This window comes from Phenylobacterium sp. (genome assembly GCF_041920015.1).
Lineage (GTDB): Bacteria > Pseudomonadota > Alphaproteobacteria > Caulobacterales > Caulobacteraceae > Phenylobacterium.
In genome coordinates this window covers 16,430-36,719 of the sequence record NZ_JAYRST010000005.1, presented here as the reverse complement: position 1 = coordinate 36,719, position 20,290 = coordinate 16,430, and the positions used below count along the sequence as shown (strand labels likewise).

At 68.0% G+C, this 20,290-nt stretch carries 17 protein-coding genes, 1 tRNA gene and 1 pseudogene; 12 read left to right on the top strand and 7 right to left on the bottom strand.

The genetic code is table 11. From position 1 onward, the window contains the following. Positions 1-48 precede the first annotated feature (48 nt). On the top strand, positions 49-1,710 hold the full coding sequence (gene ctaD, locus ACE3TL_RS02205; RefSeq protein WP_374577013.1) for a cytochrome c oxidase subunit I: 1,662 nt from the start codon (positions 49-51) through the stop codon (positions 1,708-1,710). A 68-nt stretch (positions 1,711-1,778) separates the two neighbouring features. Next, complete coding sequence (locus ACE3TL_RS02200) at positions 1,779-2,225, top strand: Rrf2 family transcriptional regulator (RefSeq protein WP_374577012.1); 447 nt, start codon at positions 1,779-1,781, stop codon at positions 2,223-2,225. A gap of 412 nt (positions 2,226-2,637) precedes the next feature. Here the strand turns inward: ACE3TL_RS02200 and ACE3TL_RS02195 are convergent, their stop codons facing one another. Continuing rightward, entirely contained in the window at positions 2,638-3,387 is a 750-nt protein-coding gene (locus ACE3TL_RS02195) for a PAS domain-containing protein (RefSeq protein WP_374577059.1), read from the bottom strand. Then, positions 3,388-3,546, bottom strand: a pseudogene (locus tag ACE3TL_RS02190) (type II toxin-antitoxin system Phd/YefM family antitoxin); the annotation flags it as partial. Positions 3,547-3,797: 251 nt separating this feature from the next. Here ACE3TL_RS02190 and ACE3TL_RS02185 point away from each other — a divergent pair. Both ACE3TL_RS02185 and ACE3TL_RS02180 read left to right on the top strand, forming a co-directional pair. After that, the gene (locus tag ACE3TL_RS02185; protein WP_374577011.1) at positions 3,798-5,303 is read left to right on the top strand and encodes a sulfotransferase; all 1,506 of its coding nucleotides are present in this window, start codon (positions 3,798-3,800) and stop codon (positions 5,301-5,303) included. A gap of 461 nt (positions 5,304-5,764) precedes the next feature. Next, on the top strand, positions 5,765-6,406 hold the full coding sequence (locus tag ACE3TL_RS02180) for a PEPxxWA-CTERM sorting domain-containing protein (protein ID WP_374577010.1): 642 nt from the start codon (positions 5,765-5,767) through the stop codon (positions 6,404-6,406). A gap of 195 nt (positions 6,407-6,601) precedes the next feature. Here the strand turns inward: ACE3TL_RS02180 and ACE3TL_RS02175 are convergent. Further along, a tRNA-Cys gene (locus ACE3TL_RS02175) sits at positions 6,602-6,675 on the bottom strand. Between the two features lie 161 nt (positions 6,676-6,836). Here ACE3TL_RS02175 and ACE3TL_RS02170 point away from each other — a divergent pair. The 6 genes from ACE3TL_RS02170 (at position 6,837) to ACE3TL_RS02145 (ending at position 15,309) form a co-directional block, all read left to right on the top strand. Continuing rightward, on the top strand, positions 6,837-7,409 hold the full coding sequence (locus ACE3TL_RS02170; RefSeq protein WP_374577009.1) for a protein-L-isoaspartate O-methyltransferase: 573 nt from the start codon (positions 6,837-6,839) through the stop codon (positions 7,407-7,409). Between the two features lie 207 nt (positions 7,410-7,616). Then, positions 7,617-9,077, top strand: coding sequence for a TolC family outer membrane protein (locus ACE3TL_RS02165; protein ID WP_374577008.1), 1,461 nt, complete (start codon positions 7,617-7,619; stop codon positions 9,075-9,077). 134 nt (positions 9,078-9,211) lie between these two features. After that, positions 9,212-9,748: a DUF2497 domain-containing protein gene (locus tag ACE3TL_RS02160; RefSeq protein WP_374577007.1), complete on the top strand. Its 537-nt coding sequence runs from the start codon at positions 9,212-9,214 to the stop codon at positions 9,746-9,748. 204 nt (positions 9,749-9,952) lie between these two features. Continuing rightward, complete coding sequence (locus tag ACE3TL_RS02155) at positions 9,953-12,616, top strand: valine--tRNA ligase (protein ID WP_374577006.1); 2,664 nt, start codon at positions 9,953-9,955, stop codon at positions 12,614-12,616. Positions 12,617-12,809: 193 nt separating this feature from the next. Continuing rightward, entirely contained in the window at positions 12,810-14,564 is a 1,755-nt protein-coding gene (locus tag ACE3TL_RS02150; protein ID WP_374577005.1) for a class I adenylate-forming enzyme family protein, read from the top strand. A 13-nt stretch (positions 14,565-14,577) separates the two neighbouring features. After that, a complete protein-coding gene (locus ACE3TL_RS02145; RefSeq protein WP_374577004.1) occupies positions 14,578-15,309 on the top strand; it encodes a TlyA family RNA methyltransferase in 732 nt (243 codons plus the stop codon). A gap of 72 nt (positions 15,310-15,381) precedes the next feature. On the opposite strand, the gene ACE3TL_RS02140 is transcribed toward ACE3TL_RS02145, so the two are convergent. Both ACE3TL_RS02140 and ACE3TL_RS02135 read right to left on the bottom strand, forming a co-directional pair. Then, positions 15,382-15,963: a hypothetical protein gene (locus ACE3TL_RS02140; protein ID WP_374577003.1), complete on the bottom strand. Its 582-nt coding sequence runs from the start codon at positions 15,961-15,963 to the stop codon at positions 15,382-15,384. 45 nt (positions 15,964-16,008) lie between these two features. Beyond that, a complete protein-coding gene (locus ACE3TL_RS02135; RefSeq protein WP_374577002.1) occupies positions 16,009-16,452 on the bottom strand; it encodes a glycine zipper 2TM domain-containing protein in 444 nt (147 codons plus the stop codon). A gap of 169 nt (positions 16,453-16,621) precedes the next feature. On the opposite strand from ACE3TL_RS02135, the gene ACE3TL_RS02130 reads away from it, so the two are divergent. After that, on the top strand, positions 16,622-17,908 hold the full coding sequence (locus ACE3TL_RS02130; protein ID WP_374577001.1) for a class I SAM-dependent RNA methyltransferase: 1,287 nt from the start codon (positions 16,622-16,624) through the stop codon (positions 17,906-17,908). A gap of 17 nt (positions 17,909-17,925) precedes the next feature. Here ACE3TL_RS02130 and ACE3TL_RS02125 read toward each other — a convergent pair whose 3' ends face one another. After that, complete coding sequence (locus ACE3TL_RS02125; protein WP_374577000.1) at positions 17,926-18,591, bottom strand: DUF4328 domain-containing protein; 666 nt, start codon at positions 18,589-18,591, stop codon at positions 17,926-17,928. Positions 18,592-18,668: 77 nt separating this feature from the next. Continuing rightward, the gene (locus ACE3TL_RS02120) at positions 18,669-19,733 is read right to left on the bottom strand and encodes a PA0069 family radical SAM protein (protein WP_374577058.1); all 1,065 of its coding nucleotides are present in this window, start codon (positions 19,731-19,733) and stop codon (positions 18,669-18,671) included. A 100-nt stretch (positions 19,734-19,833) separates the two neighbouring features. Between ACE3TL_RS02120 and ACE3TL_RS02115 the strand changes: the two genes are divergently transcribed. Continuing rightward, positions 19,834-20,286: a cell wall biosynthesis glycosyltransferase gene (locus ACE3TL_RS02115; protein WP_374576999.1), complete on the top strand. Its 453-nt coding sequence runs from the start codon at positions 19,834-19,836 to the stop codon at positions 20,284-20,286. The last annotated feature ends 4 nt before the right edge of the window (positions 20,287-20,290 follow it).

Here is a 20,290-nt window from a genome sequence, read left to right as displayed (position 1 = left end):
AGCGTAAAGGAGTATGGGGAATCCATCTTTATCCGAGGAGGCGGTCAGATGGCAGAGGGTTCAGGGGCGCTGCACGGCGCCGAACAGGCGGGTCGCGATACGCCGTCGTTCATCGCCCGATGGTTCTTCTCGACCAATCACAAGGACATCGGCGTCCTCTATCTGATGTTCGCCATCTTCGCCGGCGTGATCGGCGGGGCCTTGTCGGGCTTGATGCGCTGGGAGCTCTACGAGCCTGGCCTCCAGGTGTTCGCCGAGGGCTCCTGGCTCTCCCAGCTCGGCGCCTTCAACGGCAAGCACGGCTTCAACGTCGCGGTCACCGCCCACGCCCTGGTGATGGTGTTCTTCGTGGTGATGCCGGCCCAGATGGGCGCGTTCGGCAACTACTTCATCCCGCTGATGATCGGCGCGCCGGACATGGCCTTCCCACGCCTGAACAACATCTCCTTCTGGCTGCTGATGGCCGCCTTCACCCTGCTGATGGTCTCGCTGTTCGTCGACGGCGGGCCGGGGATCGGCTCGGGCACCGGCTGGACGCTCTATCCGCCGCTTTCCACCAGCGGCCACGCCGGGCCGTCGGTCGACCTGGTGATCCTGTCGATCCACCTGGCGGGCGCCTCCTCGATCCTCGGCGCCATCAACTTCATCACCACCATCTTCAACATGCGTGCGCCGGGCATGACGCTCGCGCGCATGCCGCTGTTCGCCTGGTCGGTGCTGATCACCGCCTTCATGCTGTTGACCACCCTGCCGGTGCTGGCGGGCGCGATCACGATGTTGCTGACCGACCGCAACTTCAACACCCACTTCTTCGACGCGGCCGGCGGCGGCGACCCGATCATGTACCAGCACCTGTTCTGGTTCTTCGGCCACCCCGAGGTCTACATCATGATCCTGCCGGGCTTCGGCGTGATCAGCCACGTGGTCGCGACGTTCTCGAAGAAGCCGATCTTCGGCTACATGGGCATGGTCGCGGCGATGGTCGCCATCGCCTTCCTGGGCTCCATCGTCTGGGCCCACCACATGTTCACCGTCGGGATGAGCCTGCAGCTCACCATCTACTTCTCGGCGGCCTCGATGGTCATCGGCGTGCCCACCGGCATCAAGGTCTTCTCGTGGATCGCGACCATGTGGGGCGGCTCGATCGAGTTCAAGGCGCCCATGCTCTGGGCGATCGGCTTCATCTTCGTGTTCACGGTCGGCGGGGTCACCGGCATCGCCCTGGCCAGCGCCGGTCTCGATAAGACCTTCCACGACACCTACTACGTCGTCGCCCACTTCCATTACGTGCTGTCGCTGGGCGCCATCTTCAGCCTGTTCGCGGCCTTCTACTACTGGTTCGAGAAGATGTCGGGCCGCCGTTACAACGAGGCGCTGGCCTGCATCCACTTCTGGGTGTTCTTCGTCGGGACCAACCTGATCTTCTTCCCGCAGCACTTCCTCGGCCTGCAGGGCATGCCCCGCCGCTACGCCGACTATCCCGAGGCCTTCGCCCTCTGGAACAAGGTGTCCTCGATCGGCTACGTGGTGATGGCGGCCAGCATGGTGGTCTTCTTCATCCTGATCGCCGAGGCCTTCCTGCGCGGCCGTCGCGGCCGGGCCAATCCGTGGGGGGAGGGGGCGACCACCCTGGAATGGACCCTGTCCTCGCCGCCGCCCTTCCACCAGTTCAACGAGCTGCCCCGGATCGACTCTTCCCACCAGCATTGAGGCCGCGCCGAGTAGACCGGGCCTGACGCCCGCGGGTAGATGTCGGCAATGCGATCACAAGGACGATCATGCGCCTGACCGTCTATACCGACTACGCCCTGCGGGTGCTGATGTACGTGGCGGTTCGCCCAGAGCCGCTGCCGACCATCGGGCAGATCGCCGACGCCTATCAGATCTCGCGCAACCATCTGATGAAGGTGGTCTACGAGCTCGGCCAGGCCGGTTATCTCGAAACCGTCCGGGGCAAGAACGGCGGCCTGCGCCTGGCGCGCAAGCCGCAGGAGATCGGCCTCGGCCGGCTGGTGCGCGAGACCGAGCCGGACATGGCGCTGGTGCCCTGTTTCGACCCGATCCGCGCCCAGTGCGCGATCACTCCGGCCTGCCGGCTGCGCGGCGCGCTCTCCGAGGCGAGGGCGGCCTTCCTGGCCGTGCTGGACGGCTACACCCTGGCCGACCTGGTCGGCAACGGCGCCGCGCTCCAGGCCCTGCTCGGCCTCGCCCCGGCCGAGCCTTAGAGCGCGTTAGGGCGAAGTGTGGGCGGTTCGCCCGCCCGAACGCGCTCTACATGCTTGATTTAGAGCCCTTTTTAACGGGTTTGGTGATTCCACCAAACCCTAAAGGGCTCTAGGCCGGGCGGGCGAAGTATTCGCTCTTGCGCAAATTTTGCGGAAACACGGTTATGGAAATTACGCAGGCTTGGCGACGCCCTGCATATTTGCGTTGCGCGGCGCAAATATTGGTTCTCATCTTTTCGGCGTACGCAGCCTCGTCTGCGTGCGCTTGAAGTCGCCTGCCGTCACCCAGCTCTGCGGCAGGTTCGCCCCCGACCGGCTCGGCCGGTGCTCCGAGCGGCCGGGTCGTCCTGGCGGTCGCTCGGAGCTGTCGGGACGGAGTGGTTGGGGGCTCGTCGCGGCGATGCGCTGGCCCCTAGATTTCAACTCCGACCACGGCGATGGCGACGCAGGCCCCATCGCGGCGGATGGGCGCGCACGACACCTTCAGCCGGCAGATTCCCTGGGTCCGCATCATCAGGTTGAACACCCCGACATGACTTTCGGTCGTTCCGCAGACCAGGGTGTTCAGCGTGCGGGCGGTCTCTTCCCGGTCGGCCTCGGCGCACACGTCGATCAGGCGGATGCGTTCCAGGTCGCTGCGCGAGAAGCCCAGGATGTGACAGAGATAGTCGTTGACGTAGCTGAAGAACCCCATCGGGTTCACATGGAAGATCGAGATTTCGCAGAGGTCGTTCAGCGCCCTGTGCTCGGTGCGCCAGACCTCCGAGGCGCGCCGCAGTTCGTGCAGCTCGGTCACCTGCAGGAACGTGTAGGCCAGCCCGCCGCGGAACGGGAAGATGCAGACGGTGTAGATTCGGCTCGGATCGTTGACGCCGGTCATCTCGAAGCGCACCGCCTCGGCGGTGCGCAGTACGCGCCGCATCCAGGACACCAGCGTGGCGACGGCCTCGTTTTCCCGGGCCAGGTTCTCGAAGTCGAGCTGCATGGCCGCGTCGGCGTCCAGGCCCATATTGGCCGCGGCCACCGCGTTCAGGCCCCGGATGCGCAGGTCCCGGTCCAGCCACACGAAGCCTTCGCGCAGGTGCGCCGCCAGGGTGGTGACGCCGTCCATGCCGAGATCGAACTCGGCGATGTCCGGGGCCACCTCTCCGCGAGCGCTCAACGCGAAGTATTCGCTCGCCGACATAAGGACGACCCGAGGGCGACCGTGATGGGTCACAAGGACTGGATGCGAAGCGGCCACATCCTGCCAATGCCCGAAATTTCGACTGATCTCGGCCGCCGATATTCTGCCGCCCGGCTGATCGAATCCTTTCGGCATAAATCCCCTTTGGCCGCTGTGTTTATTAAGCCTGTCGGAGCATGCGGCGGACCGCCGCACCTGTTCAAGATGATCGGTTGATGAATTTTACCTTTCGCGGCCGGCTGTGCAAAATACACGGAAAATTTCTGCGTAAATTGCGTGACTTGTCGCCGCAGGATTGGCGTCGGTGACGATGCGCCTGAACTTACGATGATTTTAAGCCTGTCGCGCCAAGCTGGCGCCTCGGCGGGCCGCATCCAGGAGATTTCATGTCCGAGTTCTTCCGGTCGGGGCTGGCCGCGGCGCATGCGCGCCGGCCCGCAGAAGCGCTTGCCTGGTTCGAGCGTGCGGTCGCGGCCGACCCGGCGGACACCCAGGCGCGCGCCTGGCTCGGTCAGTCCCTCTGCGCCGTCGGGCGCCGCCTGGAAGGCGTCGAGGCTCTGCGGCGCGCAGGCGAAGATTTGCTCGAACATGGCGATCTGGAGAAGGTCTGTACGATCATCGGCCAGTTGCACGGCTGGGGCGATTTCCCGGGCGCCCTGGTCCTGGCGCGGTCGGCTGCGGCCAGGGCGCCGGAAAACCTCCAGCTCCAGCATCTGCTCGCCATAACCTGCGGGCAGCTCAACCTGACGGACGAGGCCTTGGCCGCTGTCGAGACGGCCGAGGCCATGGCTCCGGGCGCCCCCATGCTGCAGGTCTTCCGCGCCAGCCTGGAGGCCGACGCCAAGCGCTTCGAATCGGCGCGCTCACGCCTGGAGGATGTCCTGGCCCACAGCCCTGCGCCTCGCGAGGCTCATCGGGCTCACAAGGAGCTGGCGCGGGTGCTTGACGCCCTGGGAGACTATGCGGGCGCCTTCGCGCATCTCGATGCGGCCGCCCCGCTGGCCCAGGGCCTGCCCGAATTCCAAAGGCTCGATCTGCGGTTCATTCCGGCCATGGTCGCGGCCAACCGGCAGGGATTCACGTCCCAGCTCATGGGCCGCTGGCGCGCCCACGCCTTTGAGGATCCGGCGCCGGTCTTCCTGCTCGGCTTCTTCCGCTCCGGCACTACCCTGGCCCAGCAGGTGCTGGCTGTGCATCCCGATGTCTTCGTCGCCGACGAGGCCGGCCTGCTGGAGGACGTCAAGCGCGAGCTCCACGCCCTGGTCCCCGGCATGGGCAATGTGCACAACAAGCTCGATCGCCTCGACGCCGCCGGCGTGGCCCAGCTACGCAGCGCCTACTGGCGCGCGGCGCGAGGCCGCTATGGCGAGGCGCTGGAAGGGCGCACCCTCGTCGACAAGTTCACTCTCAACACCGTCGACCTCGGCCTCATCAACACGATCTTCCCCGATGGGAAGGTGGTCTTCGCCCAGCGCGATCCTCGCGACGTCTGCATCAGTTGCTACATGCAACTCATGCCCCCAAGTTCCGCCACCCGGCATCTTCAGGACTGGGAAGGGACGGCCCAGTTCTACGCCCTGGTCATGGACTGGTGGTTGTTCATACGGCCGCGCCTCACGATCCCGGTGTTCGAGCTGCGCTACGAGGCTGGCGTCGCCGACTTCGAGGGGACGTTCCGGGCGGCTTTCGAGTTTCTCGGCCTGGATTGGCCCGAGGACGCCGAGACCTTCTACAGGAACGCGCGCGGGCGCTTCATCGCCAGCCCCAGCCGCAATCAGGTTTCCCAGCCGATCTATGGCTCTTCGGTGGCCAGATGGCGGCGCTACGAAGCGCAGGTCGAGCGCGTCGCCGACCGGCTAGCACCCTTCGTTCAGGCCTTCGGCTACGCCTGACGCCGTTCCGTGGCTTATCTGGTGGGCGCTGGCGCTCCCGACACCACCTTTGGTGCACGCCCTTTTATGCTTCGGGGCCTGTTCGCGGGTGAGAAGACATCGGACACGGACAGTCCGCCGCGAAGTTACTACTGAAATGATATACTATAACATCTCTATAAGCTGTGAGACATCTTGATGAATGCTACGCCTGAGGGGCGAGTATGGTTGACTCTTTCTTAAAGGAGGCGTTCGTTCGCCGTATTCCTGCCATGGTCGAGGGTGGCGATCGGGGTAGGTTGCTCGGAATCAAAGGTGAACTCTATGAACAAGAGCCTGCTTTTCGGCTCGGTCGCGCTGCTGACATTCGCAGCCGCGTCGGGCGCCGGCGCAGCCGGCTTTATCAACGGGGGCTTCGAAGACGGTAACTCCAACGGTTGGGAGTCCGGGGGGCGTATCGTGCGAACATCTACAATAATAACTTGAATCCTGACACGATCGTCCAAGGCGACGATGGGGGCAGGTCCATCGTCATCGATAAGAACTACGTCGACAACAGAGTCGGCGCCGCGCTTGGCGATACGGTATACGCCGGCAACTACGCCTATCGGGTTCAAGATACGAACACGGGCGGCTATGCCTCGGTTCTGCGTCAGGAAGTGAAGAACTATACTGATAGTTCGATCTTCTTCGCCTGGAAAGCGGTTCTCCTAGGCGCCCACGATGACTACGATGCGGCCACGCTGATCATTACGCTCAAGGATCTCACGACCGGAACGGAGCTGATCACGCGCCAGTATAATGCTGCCGACAATGGGACTGGCGTCGACGCTCGTTTCAGCTCTCTCAACAATAACTTTTACACTCCCAAGTGGCAGATTGAGCAGCTCGACATCGACTCCACTCTGAGCGGTCACGACTTCCTGCTGTCGGTCCTGGCGGCGGACTGCGAGCCGACCGGTCACTGGGGCTATGCCTATATCGATGGCTTCGGCGCAGTCCTTCCGGAGCCCGGCGCGGTTCCGGAACCGGCGACCTGGGCCATGATGATCCTGGGCTTCGGCGCGGCTGGCGCGGCTGTGCGCAACAGCCGTCGTCGTCAAGCGGCTCTGGCGGCCGCCTAGGCCCTTTGGCCGGTTCGGGTGGCGATCACCACCTGAACCGGGCCAACTGGTTCTTGTTTCAAGAGCTTGGGCGCGGTCCCGTCTGTCGAGACGGGCCGCGCTTCGGGGTTTCGGCCGCGGCGTCCAGCGTCGCGGCCGTTCTTTTGCGCCTGCGTCTTTCGCAGGCGCATCCGCTTCTAACTCATTGAAGGAATTTGGAGGCCTGACCCGGAATCGAACCGGGGTGCACGGATTTGCAGTCCGCTGCGTCACCACTCCGCCATCAGGCCGCCGCCGGGTCGAACCGGGGAGGGCGGATCGCTAACAGAAGCCATCGCCCGCGGCAATCCTCTCTCATGCGCCGATTGCCTTCGTGTCGGGGCCGGACCTATAAGCGCGCCATCGTTTCGCTGTTCCAGCGTCCGCCCTACGTACTCTCCCTCGAGGAAACATGGCCGCCGATTTCGCCGCCGCCCGGCTCAACATGGTCGAGAGCCAAGTGCGCACCAACGACGTGACCGACGTGCGCCTGCATGACGCCATGCGCGCCATCCCGCGCGAGGCGCTGATTCCCGCCGACAAGGCGTTCCAGGCCTATGCCGACGCCGATGTCGAATATGCGCCGGGCCGCTTCCTGCTGCGTCCGCGCGAGGTCTCCAAGCTGCTCCAGGCCCTGCGTCCGGTGGAGGGCGAGCGCGCCCTGGCCATCGCCGCGCCCTACGCCGCCGCCGTGCTGGAGGCGATCGGGCTCGATGTCGCCCGCCTGGACGGCGAGGATCTGAAGACCGCGCCGGGCGCGGGTTATGATCTGGTCGTGGTCGAGGGCGCCGTCACCCGCGCGCCGCAGGCCTGGCTCCACGCCCTGTCGCCGGACGGCCGGCTCGGCGTGATCGAGCGCGACGGGCCGACCGCCAGGGCGGTGACCTATGTCCGCGCCGAGGACGGCTTCGGCCGCCGGGTGCTGTTCGACGCCATGGCTCCGGTGCTGCCGGGCTTCGAGCCTCAGCCGGGATTCGCCTTCTAGGCGAGGCCCCGGCGTTGGCCACAGTAGAGACCGCACCCTGCAAAAGGCTCGCCCCGAACGGCGCAGATGAAACACCGGCGAAACCTTCGGGTGAAAAAAGCTTAAGGTCGCGCCCTCTAGTCCCGCGTCAATTAGCCGGTCATATAGGGCCGGGTTCTCTTCGCCGTTTCGAGGATAAGCATGTTCATCAGTCGTCGCGGAGGTTTGTTGGCCGCGGTCTACGGCGCAGGCCTTGCGCTCGGGCTGGCGGCTTCGGCCTCGGCTGAAACCCTCGCCGACGCCATTGCGCTGGCCTACGACTCCAACCCGACCCTCCAGGCCCAGCGCGCGACTCAGCGCGCCCTCGACGAGAACTGGGTCCAGGCCAGGGCCGGCTATCGCCCGACGCTCACCGCCCAGGGCCGCCTGGCCTACGACAAGACCAATACGCCGGGCGGCGTCCGCGTCCTGGGCGTCCTGCAGCCCGACCTGCAGAACGAGACCGAGAACAACGCCCTCAGCGCCACCCTGCAACTGACCCAGCCGATCTATACCGGCGGGCGGGTGGCCTCGGCCGTCTCGGCCGCGGAGGCCGACATCCTGGCCGGGCGCGAGGCCCTGCGCCGCACCGAGGCCACGGTGATGCAAGGCGTCATCCAGGCCTATGGCGACGTGCGCCGCGATCAGGAGGGTCTGCGCATCCGCGAGGAGAACGTCCGCGTCCTCCAGCGCCAGCTCGACGAATCGAACGCCCGCTTCGACGTGGGCGAGATCACCCGCACCGACGTCGCCCAGTCCCAGGCGCGCCTCGCCGCCGCCCAGGCCCAGTTGACGCAGGCCCAGGCCCAGCTCGCCGCCAGCCGCGCCAGCTACGCCGCCGTGGTCGGCCAGAACCCCGGCGACCTCGCGCCCGAGCCGGATCTCGGCGTCCTGCTGCCGGCCGACGTCGCCCAGGCCTACGAGGCCGCCGAGATCGACAATCCCCAGATCCGCCAGTCCGAATACGTCCAGCAGGGCAGCCGCGCCCGCCTGGCCGCGGCCCGCGCCGAGCGCATGCCGACCCTGGGCGTCAGCGGTACGGTGACCAACAGCGGCCCGGCCGATCCCTATGAGCGCGACATGTTCGGCCGCGGCGTCACCGCCGGCGCCACCCTGACCGTGCCGCTGTTCACCGGGGGCCTGACCTCCTCGCGCGTGCGCGCCGCCCAGGAACGCCACAACGCCGACCGCATCGGCGTGGAAGCCTCCCGCCGCGCGGTGATGCAGAGCCTGACCCAGGCCTGGAACCAGCACATGGCCTCCAAGGCCAACATCGCCTCCACCGAGGAGCAGGTGAAGGCCGCGCGAATCGCCGCCGAAGGCACCCGCCAGGAGCAGCAGGTCGGCCTGCGCACCACCCTCGACGTGCTGAACGCCGAGCAGGAGCTGCGGCAGGCGGAATTGTCGCAGGTCAGCGCCCAGCGCGACGAGTTCGTCGCCGCGGCTCTGGTGCTGGCCCAGATGGGCCGTCTGGAGGGCCCGATGCTGAACCCCGGCGTCACCCGCTACGACCCGACCACCAACTTCAGGAAGAACCGCATCACCTGGGGCTGGGTGCCCTGGGAGGAGCCCATCGCCGTGGTCGACGGGGCCTTTGCGCCGAAGACGGTCGAAAAGCCCGTCAAGGGGCCGCCCGCGGCCTCGAACTAGGGTTAAGTTTCCGGGCGCCGTTTCGCCTCATGCGCGAATAGGCGCTTGCGCCGACGGCGGACTTTGCAGGATCATCCCCTCGCGCCGGTTACGGCGTGACGGATTCTTTTTACGCACCAGCGGCGACTCTCCACATGTCCGAACAGACTTCGCAAGAACCGACCATGGAGGAGATCCTGGCCTCCATCCGGCGGATCATCTCCGAAGATGACGCGCCGGCGGAGGGTGCGGCGCCTGAGGCCGAGCCCGAGGCGGAACCCGCCCAGGCGGCCGCTCCGGCCTTCGAACCCGAGCCCGAACCCGAGGCGGAGGAGGACGACGGCGCTCTGGAGCTGACTGAGCGGATCGAGACCCTCGGCGATCTCGACGTCTACACGCCCTCCGTCAACGAGGAGCCAGAGCCCGTCTACACGCCGCCGTCTGCGCCCGCCGCGCCGGTCGAGGTGGGCGAGGGGCTGGTCGGCGCGGTCGCCGCCAACGCCGCGGCCTCGGCCTTCGGCCAGTTGTCGGCGGCGATCCAGATGCCGGCCGACGGCCGTACGCTGGAGGACGTGGTCCGCGAACTGCTGCGCCCGTTGCTCAAGCAGTGGCTCGACGACAACCTGCCCGCCATCGTCCAGGCCACCGTCGACAAGGAAGTCGAACGCATCGCGCGCGGCCGAGTACGCTGATCGCGTAAGAAGGTGTCATCCCGGTTTGCGAAGCAAGACCGGGACCCATGAACACCGGTGGGGCAAGATGGGGCTTGAGCCGCGCCCTGTCTCCACGATCAGGCGACAATGGATCCCGGTCTTCGACTTCGCCGAAACCGGGACGACACGAGTTCGGGTCATCGCGCTTCCACGCGCAGGACCGAAACGCTATGCAGCCCCGACATGCTTGAAAAGACCTTCGACCCCAAGTCCGCCGAACCGCGCCTCTACGCCGCCTGGGAATCCTCGGGCGCGTTCGCGCCGTCCTCCGATCCGGCCGCGCCGACGTTCTCGATCGTCATCCCGCCGCCGAACGTGACCGGCTCGCTGCACATCGGCCACGCGCTCAACAACACCTTGCAGGACGTGCTGGTCCGCTTCGAGCGGATGCGCGGCAAGGCGGCCTTGTGGCTGCCCGGCACCGACCACGCCGGCATCGCCACCCAGATGGTGGTCGAACGCCAGCTCGCCGCCGCCGGCAATATCGGCCGTCGCGACATGGGCCGTGACGAGTTCATCGCCAAGGTCTGGGAATGGAAGGCCAAGAGCGGCGGGACCATCACCAACCAGCTTCGCCGCCTGGGCGCCTCCTGCGACTGGAGCCGCGAGCGCTTCACCCTGGACGAGGGACTGTCGGCCGCCGTCCGCAAGGTGTTCGTCACCTTGCACAAGCAGGGCCTGATCTATCGCGACAAGCGCCTGGTGAACTGGGACCCGCACTTCCAGACCGCCATCTCCGACATCGAGGTCGAGCAGAAGGAGGTCGAGGGCGCCTTCTACCACTTCGCCTATCCGCTGGAGGACGGTTCGGGCGAGATCGTGGTCGCCACCACCCGGCCGGAAACCATGCTGGGCGACACCGCCGTCGCCGTGCATCCGAGCGACGAGCGCTACAAGCATCTGATCGGCAAGTGCGTCCGCCTGCCGATCGTGAACCGCCCGGTCCCGATCATCGCCGACGACTACGCCGACCCGGAAAAGGGTTCCGGCGCGGTGAAGATCACCCCGGCCCACGACTTCAACGACTACCAGGTCGGCAAGCGCAACAACCTGCCGATGATCAACATCTTCACCGAAGAGGCGAAGATCAACGAGAACGCCCCGGCCGAATACCGCGGCCTCGACCGCTTCGAGGCCCGCAAGAAGGTGGTCGCCGCCTTCGAGGAGCTGGGCCTGCTGCGCGAGATCGAAAAGACCCGCCACGCCGTCCCCCACGGCGACCGCTCGGGCGTGGTCATCGAGCCCTATCTGACCGACCAGTGGTATGTCGACGCCAAGGTCCTGGCCCAGCCGGCGATCAAGGCGGTCGAGGACGGCCGCATGGTCTTCGAGCCCCGCCACTGGGAGAAGACCTATTTCGAATGGATGCGGAACATCGAGCCCTGGTGCATCTCGCGCCAGCTTTGGTGGGGCCACCGCATTCCGGCCTGGTACGGCCCCGACGGCAAGATCTTCGTCGCCGAGAGCGAGGAAGGGGCCAAGGCCGCCGCCCTGGAGCACTATGGCCACGAGGAATATCTGCGCCAGGACGAGGACGTCCTCGACACCTGGTTCTCCTCGGGCCTCTGGCCGTTCTCGACCCTCGGCTGGCCCGAACAGACCGAGGACCTCAAGCGCTTCTACCCGACCAGCACCCTGGTCACCGGCTTCGACATCATCTTCTTCTGGGTCGCCCGGATGATGATGATGGGCATCCACTTCATGGGCGAGGTTCCCTTCGACCGCGTCTTCATCAACGCCCTGGTCCGCGACGCCGAGGGCAAGAAGATGAGTAAGTCCAAGGGCAACGTCATGGACCCCTTGGAACTGGTCGACGACTACGGCGCCGACGCCCTGCGCTTCACCCTGACCGCCATGTCGGGCCAGGCCCGCGACATCAAGCTCTCGCGCCAGCGGATCGAGGGCTATCGCAACTTCGGCACCAAGCTCTGGAACGCCGCTCGCTTCACCCAGGTGAACGGCTGCGCCCACGCCGAGGGCTTCGATCCGGCCGCGGTCAGGAACGTCCTCAACCGCTGGATCGTCGGCGAGACGACCCGCACCGCCCAGGCGGTGACCAGGGCGCTGGAGGACTGCGGCTTCGATGCGGCCGCCACCGGCCTCTACCGCTTCATCTGGAACACCTTCTGCGATTGGTACGTCGAGCTGGCCAAGCCGATCCTGAGCGGCGCCGACGAGGCGGCCAAGGCCGAGACTCAAGCCACCGCCGCCTGGGCGCTGGACGTGATCCTGAAGCTGCTGCACCCGGTCATGCCGTTCCTGACCGAGGAACTGTGGGCCCAGACCGCCGACCTCGGCGCGCCGCGCGGGGAGGGGATGCTGATCACCGCCGCCTGGCCCGACCTGCCCGACAGCCTGATCGACCCGGCGGCCGACGCCGAGATCGGCCTGATCGTCGCCGCCGTCAGCGAGGGCCGCTCGGTGAAGGCCGAGTTGAACGTGCCCCATTCGGCCCGTCCGCCGCTGCTGGTGATCGAGTCGAGCGAGGCCCAGCGCCAGGTCTTCCAGGCCAACGCCGCGGTCATCGCCCAGACCCTGCGCGTCGCTGCCGTGCAGTTCGTCGACCAGGCGCCGCAGGGCGCCATTCCCTACGTCGTGAGCGGCGCGACCCTGGCTCTGCCGGTGGCCGAATTCATCGACCTGGCCGCCGAGCGCGCGCGCCTGGCCAAGGAGATCGCCGGCCACGCCTCCGACATCGCCCACGTGATGAAGAAGCTCGGCAACCCGGCCTTCGTCGCCAACGCCAAGGAAGAGGTGGTCGAGGAGAATCGCGAGCGGCTGGCCGACTCCGAAGCGGCCAAGGCCAAGCTCGAGCACGCCCTCTCCCTGCTCGAAGCGGTGGTCTGAGGCCGATTGAGGTTAGGAGCCCTTCTTCCCTTGCGGGAGAAGGGAATCTGGTTCGACGGCTGGCGGGCCGCCACGATGCGGCCGATTCCCTGTCGCCGCGCCAAACGTCCGTTTGCCTCTGACGCTAGGTTATGCTTGTTCACCTGCGAGATGCGGGCGCGTGTACGCCTGCGCGAGCATTAGGAGAACGCCCATGTCCGAGCCCGAGCTGCCTGCCGGTTGGCCTGCCATGTCCATCGCCCAGGCCCATGCGATGATCACGCAGCCCGGCTCGCCCGCCGAGGTCGAGACCATCGATATCCGCGGCGTTCCCATCAAGGTCTGGAAGAATGCGCCGCCCTCGCTGCGCGCGGTGGTCGAGGCGGCCCGCGCCCATGGCGGCAAGGACTTCCTGGTCTATGAAGACGAGCGCGTCACCTTCGAGGCCTTCTATCGCGCCGTCTCGGCCTTCGCCCGCAAGCTACAGGCGGACGGCGTCGGCAAGGGCGACCGGGTGGCGATCATCATGCGCAACCTGCCCGAATGGGTGGTGGCCTTCTATGCGGCCTCGTCTCTGGGCGCCATCGTCACCCCGCTGAACGCCTGGTGGACCGGGCCTGAGCTGGAATACGGCCTGACCGACTCCGGGACCAAGGTCGCGATCATGGACGCCGAGCGCTACCAGCGCATGGTCGAACATTTCGCCAACTGCCCGGACCTGGTGCGCGTCTATGTCAGCCGCGAGGTCGAGGAGATCGCCCATCCGTGGGTGTCCAAGCTGGAGGACGTGCTGGGCGCCGCAGGCGACTGGGCGAACCTGCCCGACCAGCCGTTGCCGGAGGCCGAGATCGGTCCCGAGGACGACGCCACCATCTTCTACACCTCCGGCACCACCGGCCGGCCGAAGGGGGCGCTGGCCACTCAGCGCGCCCTCAACACCAACATCATCACCGCCGCGGCGGCCGGCGCGCGCAGCTTCCTGCGCCGCGGCGAAGCCCCGCCCGCGCCCGATCCGAACGCGCCCCAGCGCTCGTCGCTGATCTCGATCCCGTTCTTCCACGTCACCGGCTGCATGGCGGTCCTCAACCCCAGCCTGTTCTCCGGCGCCAAGCTGGTCATGATGTACAAGTGGGACGTGATCCGCGCCTTCGAGCTGATCGAGCGCGAGAAGATCCAGTCGGCCGGCGGCGTGCCGACCATCGCCTGGCAGCTCATCGAGCATCCGGCCCGCGCCAACTACGACCTCTCGTCGCTGGAAAGCGTGGCCTATGGCGGCGCGCCCTCCGCGCCCGAACTGGTCCGTCGCCTGCGCGAGGTGTTCCCCAAGTCGCAGCCCGGCCAGGGCTGGGGCATGACCGAGACTTGCGCCACCGTCACCTCCAACGGCGCCGAAGACTATCTGAACCGCCCCGATAGCTGCGGCCCGGCCGCCGCGGTCTGCGAGCTGCAGATCCGCGATCCGGGAGACGGCGTCACCGTCCTGGCGACTGGCGAGGTAGGCGAGCTGTGGTCCTTCGGGCCGATGAACTGCAAGCTCTACTGGAACAAGCCCGAAGCCACCGCCCAGACCTTCGTGAACGGCTGGGTCCGCACCGGCGATCTCGCCAAGCTGGACGAAGAGGGCTTCTGCTACATCATCGACCGGGCCAAGGACATGCTGATCCGCGGCGGCGAGAACATCTACTGCGTCGAGGTCGAGAACGTCCTCTACGACCACCCGGCGGTGATGGACGCGGCCATCGTCGGCATCCCGCACCGCACCCTGGGTGAGGAGCCGGCCGCGGTCGTGACCCTCAAGCCGGGCGCCGAGGCCTCCGAGGAGGAGCTGCGCGCCCACGTCGCCGAGCATCTGGCCGCCTTCAAGGTGCCGGTGAAGGTCAAGTTCTGGCACGAGACCCTGCCGCGCAACCCGAACGGCAAGATCCTCAAGAACGAACTGAAGAAGCTGTTTGAGGAGGAGCAGGCGTAAGCCTGAACCGGGCTTGGGCAGGAAGCGCGCGGATGTCGTCCTGGTCGAACGCGGCCTGTTCGACAGCCGCGCCAAGGCCCGGGCGGCGATCGAGGCGGGCGGCGTCAGCATCGCCGGCCGCCCGCTCGCCAAGCCGTCGGAACTGATCGACGAAGGTGCGGTGATCGAAGCGGTCGCCGCCCACCCCTATGTCGGCCGTGGCGCGCTGAAGCTGGCCCGCGCCCTGGACCTCTGGCCGGTGGCCGTCGCCGGCCGCACGGTGCTGGATGTCGGCGCCTCGACCGGCGGCTTCACCCAGGTCTGCCTGCAGCGCGGCGCGGCCCGCGTCTACGCCGTCGATGTCGGCCGCGGCCAGTTGCATCCGAAGCTGGCGGCCGATCCGCGCGTGGTCTCCCTGGAGGGCGTCGACGCCCGCAATCTTGCCGCTGACCTGATCCCCGATGCGCCCGATCTCATCGTCACCGACGTCAGCTTCATCGGCCTGGCCAAGGCGTTGCCGGCCGCCCTGGCGCTCGCGCAGCCCGGCGCCGACCTTGTCGCCCTGGTCAAGCCGCAGTTCGAGGTCGGGCCAGAGGCGGTAGGGAAGGGCGGTTTGGTCAAGGACGAGGCCGCGCGCGCCAAGGCCCTGGCGGATGTCGCGGCCTTCCTCGCGTCAAGCGGTTGGAGGGTCCGCGCCAGCGCCGACAGCCCCATCGCCGGCGGCGACGGCAATCGCGAATACCTGCTCTGGGCGCAGAAGGCCTGACCCCGCGAAAAAGGCCGCCCGCGTTTCCGCAAGCGACCTTCTCCACCCCAGAGCGGTCTTGAGAGACGTGTTTTAGTCGACGACCTGATAGTTGCCGTTGGCGTCCGGGCAGACGCGCACGAAGCGCTTCTGGGTGCGGCCGTCGGGCAGGTAGATCGGGCTTTCGGCCAGGGTGCAGCCGTCGGTCGCCGCCGGCCGCTCGACCACGCGATAGGGTTCGCCCCGGTCGTAATAGCGGCGCTCGTCGTACGAGCGCGAATAGTAGCCGTCGCTGTACTGCGGCTGGCCGTAGCTGTTGTCGTAATAGCTGGTGCGCGGCTGGCGATAGGTCCCGCCGCAGGCGGCCGAGTTCTTGCCGACCATCGCCCCGCCCAGGGCGCCCAGGGCCCCGCCCAGCAGCGCCCCTTCGGTGCGCGCGTTGCGGGCCGCCGCGTTCGAGCCGATGGCCGCGCCCAGGGCGCCGCCGATCAGCCCGCCGACCGTGCCGCGGTTGGTCGAGTCCCGCCGGCATGGATCGTAATAGCCGTTGTCGCCGCCGTAATAGCCGGCGCTCTGGGCGGCCGCGAAGGTCGGGACGCTCAGCGCCCCGCCCAGGGCCATGACGCCGGCCACGCCCGCAAGCGCGCTCTTGGCGAAGATCGAACGGAAGTTCATCGGAATTTCCCCTCTGGGACTTGAACCAGTGACGTGGATTTGGGCTTAGCCGCGCGGACGCCAGACGCCGTCGCGGTCACGGCACACCTGGAAGCTTTGGGTGCGGCCGTTATAGGTGTCCTTCACCCAGCGGCAGTTGCTCGAGGCGGCGTAGTTGCTGCGCTGGACGTTGTTGTTGCGATAGGTCGCGCGCGGCGCGGGGCGATAGCGGTCGCACTTGGCGTTGCGCTTGCCGATCTCGTGGCCGGCCACCGCGCCCACCGCACCGCCCAGCAGCGCGCCTTCGGTCTTGGCGCCCTTGGCCGCCACGCCGCCGCCCGCCAGGGCGCCGACCAGGCCGCCGACGATGGTGCCCTTGTTGGCCTGCTGGCGAGTCTGCTCGCGGCAGGGGTCGTAGGATTGGGCCGACGCCACGCCCGGCAGCGCGACCGTGGCGGGGACGGTCAGGGCCATCATCCCGGCGGCGGCGAAAGCAAGAGCACGTTGCATCGATCAACTCCTTCGTACATTGCCTAGGCGGCGCCGGAGTACCCCCTGCGCCTCGAAACTTGGCTGAACGAACCTGAACGCCGCTTGAGCGGGTCGTTCATCTTCGTTCATCTTCCTTGACGCCTTGTCCCGCTTGGGGTTGGCGAGCGATCCCGAAACGAGCCTGACCATGCGACGCCACCGGCCTCAACGGGCCCGCCCCACAGATGTTCCCGCCGGCCCGGCGGTCGAGACGCTGATCGAAGCCGTAGGGGGCGAAGGCGACGGGATTGCGGCCGGCCCGCTCTATGCGCCCTTCACCCTGCCGGGCGAACGGGTGCGCCTGGCGCCGGGGCCCCAGCGGCGCGAGGTCGAGGCGATCCTGGAGCCGAGCCCCCAGCGCGTGACCCCGCCGTGTCCGCATTTCGGGGTCTGCGGCGGCTGCGCCCTGCAACACTGGGAGCACGGGGCCTATCTCGCCTGGAAGGTCGAGCGGCTGGTTCGCACCCTGGCCCGCGAGCGGATCGAGACCGAGATCCTGCCGGCCTTCGCCGCCGCGCCGGGCACGCGACGGCGCCTGGCCCTGCACGCGCGCCAGGGCCGCAAGGACGCCGCGCGGCTCGGCTTCAAGACCCGCAAGTCGTGGGAGGTGGTCGATATCGCCGCCTGTCCGATCGCCGATCCGGCCTTGGAGGCCGCCTTGCCGGCCCTGCGCCGCCTGGCCGCGCCGCTGTTCGAGCACCCGAAGTCCGCGCCCACCTTGCACGTGACCCTGACCCCGACCGGCGTCGACATCGACATCAGCGGCGTGGAGCGCAAGAGCGGCGGGCTCTCGGCCGACGCCCGCATGCGCCTGGCCGAAACCGCCGCGGCGGCCGACTTCGCTCGCGTCACCCTCGACGGCGAGATCGCCTATCTCGCCCGCCAGCCGACCGTGCGTTTCGGGCCGGCGACCGTGGCTCTGCCGGCTGGTTCCTTCCTCCAGGCCGTGCCGGAGGCCGAGGCCGTGATGACCGCCATGGCCGCGGAGGCCGCCGCCGGCGCCGAGCGCATCGCCGACCTCTTCTGCGGGGCGGGAGCCTTCACCTTCCGTCTGGCGCAGGTCGCCCCGGTCCTGGCCGCCGATGGCGCGGCGCCCGCCATCGCGGCCCTGCAGGCGGCGGTCGCCACCGCGCCGGGCCTGCACGGGATCATGGCCCAGGCCCGCGACCTCGTGCGCCGCCCGGTCCTGGCCGAGGAGATGAAGCGCATCGACACCGTGGTCTTCGACCCGCCGCGGGCCGGCGCCGCCGAACAGGCCGCCGAGATCGCCCGCTCGGGCGTCTCGCGCGCCATCGGCGTCTCCTGCAATCCCGCCACCTTCGTGCGCGACGCCCGCACCCTGATCGACGCAGGCTTTCGGCTGGAGAGCGTGAAGCCCGTCGACCAGTTCCTATGGTCGCCGCACGTTGAGCTGGTCGGGGTGTTCAGCCGCTAAGGCCAGGGGGGCCGGGGTCAGGTTTCGACCAGGCGCGCGGCTCCGCCCGCAGGCTGCAGGTTCAGCGCTTGAACCTGCGCCTCGGTCACGCCGCTGACGACCTTGCGCAGCACCAGCGCCAGCGGAAAGGCGGTCAGGCACGAGGCCAGGGTCAGCGTCTCGCCCAGCGCCAGCGCGCCCGGGTCTTCCATCGACGAACCGAGGCGTGCTCCGGCCATGGAGAGGAAGTTGGTCAGCAGGAAGAGGCCCCACCACCAGGGCAGCAGGCCAGGAGCAGCCAGGTTGCGCCAATCGGTCGGCGCAAGGCTGATCCGCCAGGTCTCGCTCATCGCCCGGTAGGGCATCACCAGGCTGGCGAATGGGATGAAATACCAGCCGACGGCCCAGCCGGGGCCGGTCGCCTTGTCCGGGGCCAGCAGCTTGGCGTTCAGATTGACCCGATAGATCCATTTCAGGGTCAGGACGGCGGTCGCCACATAGATCGCCAGATAGGCCAGGGCGACCAGGCCCGCCGCCGCGACCAGGCCGGAATCCTCGGCCCCGCCGCTGCTGAGCCGGCCGATCTCTCCCAGGGAAACCAGCCCCATGAGCGCCTCGCCCACGAGGTAAACGATCAAAACCGTCCGCACGGTCCTGGCCAGAGGCCGCGGATCGATCGGCTGACGCTCGCCCTTCTTGTTCATTCGCTTTCGCCCCCCATCGTCCCTGGCGCAGCGCCGGGACCTGTCCTGAATTGGAATCGACAACGGCGTGCATTTCGTTAAGCGCGGTCGAACAGGTCGCCCTGGTCGCCGGCCTTCGGCGGAACCTTGAACTGCGTCAGGTCCATCCCGCCGAACCGCGCCTCCAGGCCGAACCGCTTTCGGGCCGCGGCGAAGCGCCTGGCCAGCAGTTCGGCGATCGGCCCTTCGCCGCGCATCCGCGTCCGCCACTCGAAGTCGTAGTCGGCCCCGCCGCGCATCTGGCGCACCAGCGACATCACCCGCGCCGCGCGGTCCGGATGATCGGTGGCCAGCCATTCGCGAAACAGGTCCTTGATCTCCCGCGGCAGGCGCAACATCACATAGCCCGCGCCGCTGGCCCCCGCCTGAGCGGCCCGTTCCAGCACCGCCTCCAGTTCGTGATCGTTCAGGGCCGGGATGACGGGCGCGAACATCACGCTGACCGGCACGCCCGCGGCGCTCAGGGCCTGGATGGCGCCGATCCGCCGCTCGGGCGTCGCGGCCCGCGGCTCCATGCTGCGCGCCAGCCTGCGGTCCAGGCTGGTCACCGAGACCGCCACCCGAACCAGGTTGCGCGCGGCCAGCCGCGCCAGCACGTCCAGGTCGCGCAGGATCAGCGCCGACTTGGTGATGATCGAGCAGGGATGGCCGAACCGCTCCATCACCTCCAGCACGCCCCGCGTGATCCGCGTCTCGCGCTCGATCGGCTGATAGGGGTCGGTGTTGCCGCCGATATGGATCACTTCGGGCCGGTAGCGTGGGCTTGAAAGCTCCTTCTCCAGCAGCCTCGCCGCCTCGGGCTTGAAGAAGAGCTGGCTCTCGAAATCGAGCCCCGGCGACAGCCCCATATAGGCGTGGGCCGGCCGCGCGTAGCAGTAGATGCAGCCATGTTCGCAGCCGCGATAGGGGTTGATCGAGCGCGAGAAGCCGACATCCGGGCTGTCGTTCTTGGCGATGATCGTCCGCGCCGTCTCGGCCGTCAGGGTGGTGCGCAACTGGACCGGCTCGGCGTCTTGGCCGGTCCAGCCGTCGTCGAACGCCTCGCGGGCCTGGCTTTCGAACCGCCCGCTGGCGTTGGACCGCGCCCCGCGGCCCCTGACCATGATCTGTCGGCTGAACTTGCTCACGGCCCGAGCATAGGGCGCGATAAGAACAAAACAAGAACAATCTTGACGCAGCGCTGACGGCCGGGCCTCTGGCGCCATGATCTCCGTCGTCATCCCCGCGGGCCCGGACGCCCGCGATCTCGCCGGCCTGCTGTCCGCCCTCGTGCCGGCCGCGGTCGGCGGCCTGGTGCGCGAGGTGATCCTCGCCGATCCGGCGCCTGACGCGACCATCCAGGCGATCTGCGAGGAGGCCGGGGCCGACCTCGCGCCCGATCTCGCCGCAGCCTTGGAGCGTGCGAGGGGAGAGCTGATCCTGGCCCTGCCGCCGACCCTGCGCCTGCGTCCCGGCTGGGAGGAGAGCCTGCGCCGTCACCTGGAGCGGGACGGCGGCCCGGCCCTGGTCTGCGCTGCGCCGCCTTCGCTGTTCGAGCGCCTGACCGGCCCGCGCCTGGCCGGAGTCCTGCTTCCCGCCGACCAGGCGCGCGAGTCAAAGCCGGCCGACCTTGCCGACCTGCGCCGCCGCCTCGGCCGCGCCGTCCTGTTGACCTGATCGG

What these genes read in the sequence shown, in the direction of transcription:
- ctaD (WP_374577013.1), top strand. Translation starts at nt 49, where the DNA reads ATGGCAGAGGGTTCAGGGGCGCTGCACGGCGCCGAACAGGCGGGTCGC.
- ACE3TL_RS02200 (WP_374577012.1), top strand. Translation starts at nt 1,779, where the DNA reads ATGCGCCTGACCGTCTATACCGACTACGCCCTGCGGGTGCTGATGTAC.
- ACE3TL_RS02185 (WP_374577011.1), top strand. Translation starts at nt 3,798, where the DNA reads ATGTCCGAGTTCTTCCGGTCGGGGCTGGCCGCGGCGCATGCGCGCCGG.
- ACE3TL_RS02170 (WP_374577009.1), top strand. Translation starts at nt 6,837, where the DNA reads ATGGCCGCCGATTTCGCCGCCGCCCGGCTCAACATGGTCGAGAGCCAA.
- ACE3TL_RS02160 (WP_374577007.1), top strand. Translation starts at nt 9,212, where the DNA reads ATGTCCGAACAGACTTCGCAAGAACCGACCATGGAGGAGATCCTGGCC.
- ACE3TL_RS02155 (WP_374577006.1), top strand. Translation starts at nt 9,953, where the DNA reads ATGCTTGAAAAGACCTTCGACCCCAAGTCCGCCGAACCGCGCCTCTAC.
- ACE3TL_RS02150 (WP_374577005.1), top strand. Translation starts at nt 12,810, where the DNA reads ATGTCCGAGCCCGAGCTGCCTGCCGGTTGGCCTGCCATGTCCATCGCC.
- ACE3TL_RS02140 (WP_374577003.1), bottom strand. Translation starts at nt 15,963, where the DNA reads ATGAACTTCCGTTCGATCTTCGCCAAGAGCGCGCTTGCGGGCGTGGCC.
- ACE3TL_RS02135 (WP_374577002.1), bottom strand. Translation starts at nt 16,452, where the DNA reads ATGCAACGTGCTCTTGCTTTCGCCGCCGCCGGGATGATGGCCCTGACC.
- ACE3TL_RS02130 (WP_374577001.1), top strand. Translation starts at nt 16,622, where the DNA reads ATGCGACGCCACCGGCCTCAACGGGCCCGCCCCACAGATGTTCCCGCC.
- ACE3TL_RS02125 (WP_374577000.1), bottom strand. Translation starts at nt 18,591, where the DNA reads ATGAACAAGAAGGGCGAGCGTCAGCCGATCGATCCGCGGCCTCTGGCC.
- ACE3TL_RS02120 (WP_374577058.1), bottom strand. Translation starts at nt 19,733, where the DNA reads ATGGTCAGGGGCCGCGGGGCGCGGTCCAACGCCAGCGGGCGGTTCGAA.
- ACE3TL_RS02115 (WP_374576999.1), top strand. Translation starts at nt 19,834, where the DNA reads ATGATCTCCGTCGTCATCCCCGCGGGCCCGGACGCCCGCGATCTCGCC.